At 65.6% G+C, this 1,900-nt stretch carries 2 protein-coding genes and 1 pseudogene; all 3 read left to right on the top strand.

Going from position 1 to position 1,900, the window contains the following annotated elements:
- Positions 1 to 647, top strand: a 647-nt coding sequence (gene lolA, locus ACV4UX_RS19065) for an outer membrane lipoprotein periplasmic chaperone LolA (RefSeq protein WP_491594857.1), incomplete at its 5' end; no start/stop codon positions are given.
- Positions 648 to 682: 35 nt separating this feature from the next.
- Positions 683 to 1,144, top strand: a complete 462-nt coding sequence (locus ACV4UX_RS19070; protein WP_491594858.1) for a hypothetical protein — start codon at positions 683 to 685, stop codon at positions 1,142 to 1,144.
- Between the two features lie 10 nt (positions 1,145 to 1,154).
- Positions 1,155 to 1,900: pseudogene (locus tag ACV4UX_RS19075) on the top strand (phosphoglucomutase, alpha-D-glucose phosphate-specific); the annotation flags it as partial.

The following is a 1,900-nucleotide window of genomic DNA, read 5'->3' on the forward strand; positions in this document are numbered from 1 at the left end:
GCGCCCTGTGCGCGCTCCTGTGCTCCGCCAACGCCCTGGCCGCCGACGTGGCCGGGCTCTCCGACACGGTCCAGCGGCAGTACCAGGCCATCACGTCCTTTTCAGCAGACTTCACCCAGGTGCTCGTCAACGCCGCCAGCAAGGAGCGCGAGACGCGCACCGGCAGGCTCGTCTTCTCCCAGCCCGCGCTGATCCGCTGGGAGACCGAAAAGCCCGAGAAGGAACTGCTCATCGTGGGCAAGGACGCCGCCTGGAACGTCTTCCCCGGGGAAAAGACCGCCTACCGCTACGCCGTGGAAGACATCCTGGGCTCCAAGACCATGCTGCGCTTCCTCTCCGGCAAGGGCAACCTGCGCGAGGACTTCCACGTCTCCCAGGAACCCGAGGCCCCCCAGGGCCAGGCCCAGCTCAAGCTCGTGCCTCGCGAGGCCGAACCCGGACTCGTGCTGGCGCACGCCTGGGTGGACTTGAAGACCAACATGCTCGCCCGCATCGTCATCGAGGATTTCTACGGGAACTTGAACGACGTCACCCTGGAAAACCTCAAGACCAACCCCGCCGTGCCCAAGGACTTTTTCCAGTACGCCCCTCCCAAGGACTTCACCATCCTGGACAATGCGGGTATGCAGGACAGGCCGAAACCATAGCGCCCCGAAAGGTGATCCCAGCCATGAAATGCCCCTTGAAAGTCAATTCCAGCGTGCTCGGCGTCGAGTTGGACCTCGAAGCCACCGACTACGGCTACGCCGTGGAACTCGTCGTCACCATCGACGGCAAGCCGGTCTTCAACCCCGCCCTGCACGTCACAGACGACTACTCCATCTCGCGCATGAACCTCTACGCCGACGCGGTGAAGTACACCCTCGACGGCCTGGAGGCCCTGAACACCGGCTTCGGCGCGGCCCGCATCGACCTGGTGGACCCCGACGGCTCCGTGGTCTTCAACCGCTATTTCGAGAAGCCCAACACCGTCTACGTGGACATCGAGTTCGACGTCTGCTGTTTCTCGGACTCCCACTGCTTCTCCTCCGAGGCCATCGGCGTGAAGACCGATATGACCTTCGAGGACTTCCGCGACTTCGTGAAGCACCTCACCCAGTGCCTGGACAAATTCCACGCCCCGGCCGACTACAAGCACCAGTAAAGGAGCCCCCATGGCCGTCCATCCCCTGGCCGGAAAGCCCGCGCCCCGATCCATCCTGGTCGACGTGCCCAGGCTCGTGAGCGCCTATTACGTCCTCCAGCCGGACCCGGCCGAGAAGTCCCAGGCCGTCTCCTTCGGCACCTCCGGCCACCGGGGCTCCTCCCTGGACGCCACCTTCAACCAGAACCACATCTGGGCCACCACCCAGGCCATCTGCGACTACCGCAAGGCCAAGGGCTTCACCGGCCCCCTGTTCATCGGCATGGACACCCACGCCCTCTCGGCCCCGGCCATGGTCTCCGCGCTGGAGGTCCTGGCCGCCAACGGCGTGGAAACCCGCATGAACTGGGAGGGCTACACCCCCACGCCCGTGATCTCCCACGCCATCCTCACCTACAACAAGGGACGCTCCCAGGGGCTGGCCGACGGCGTGGTCATCACGCCGTCCCACAACCCGCCGCGCGACGGCGGCTTCAAGTACAACCCGCCTTCCGGCGGCCCGGCCGACACCGACGTCACCAAGGCCGTGCAGGATCTGGCCAACAGCTACCTCGCCGCCGGACTCTCGGGCGTGAAGCGCGTGCTCTTCGAGAAGGCGCTCAAGGCCCCCAACGTCCAGGCATACGACTTCGTCACCCCTTATGTGGAAGACCTCCAGAACGTGGTGGACATGGAAGCCATCGCCCGCAGCGGCCTGCGCATCGGCGTGGACCCCCTGGGCGGCTCCGGCGTGGCCTTCTGGGAGCCCATCGCGGC

The sequence above is a fragment of the Fundidesulfovibrio sp. genome (assembly GCF_058402725.1).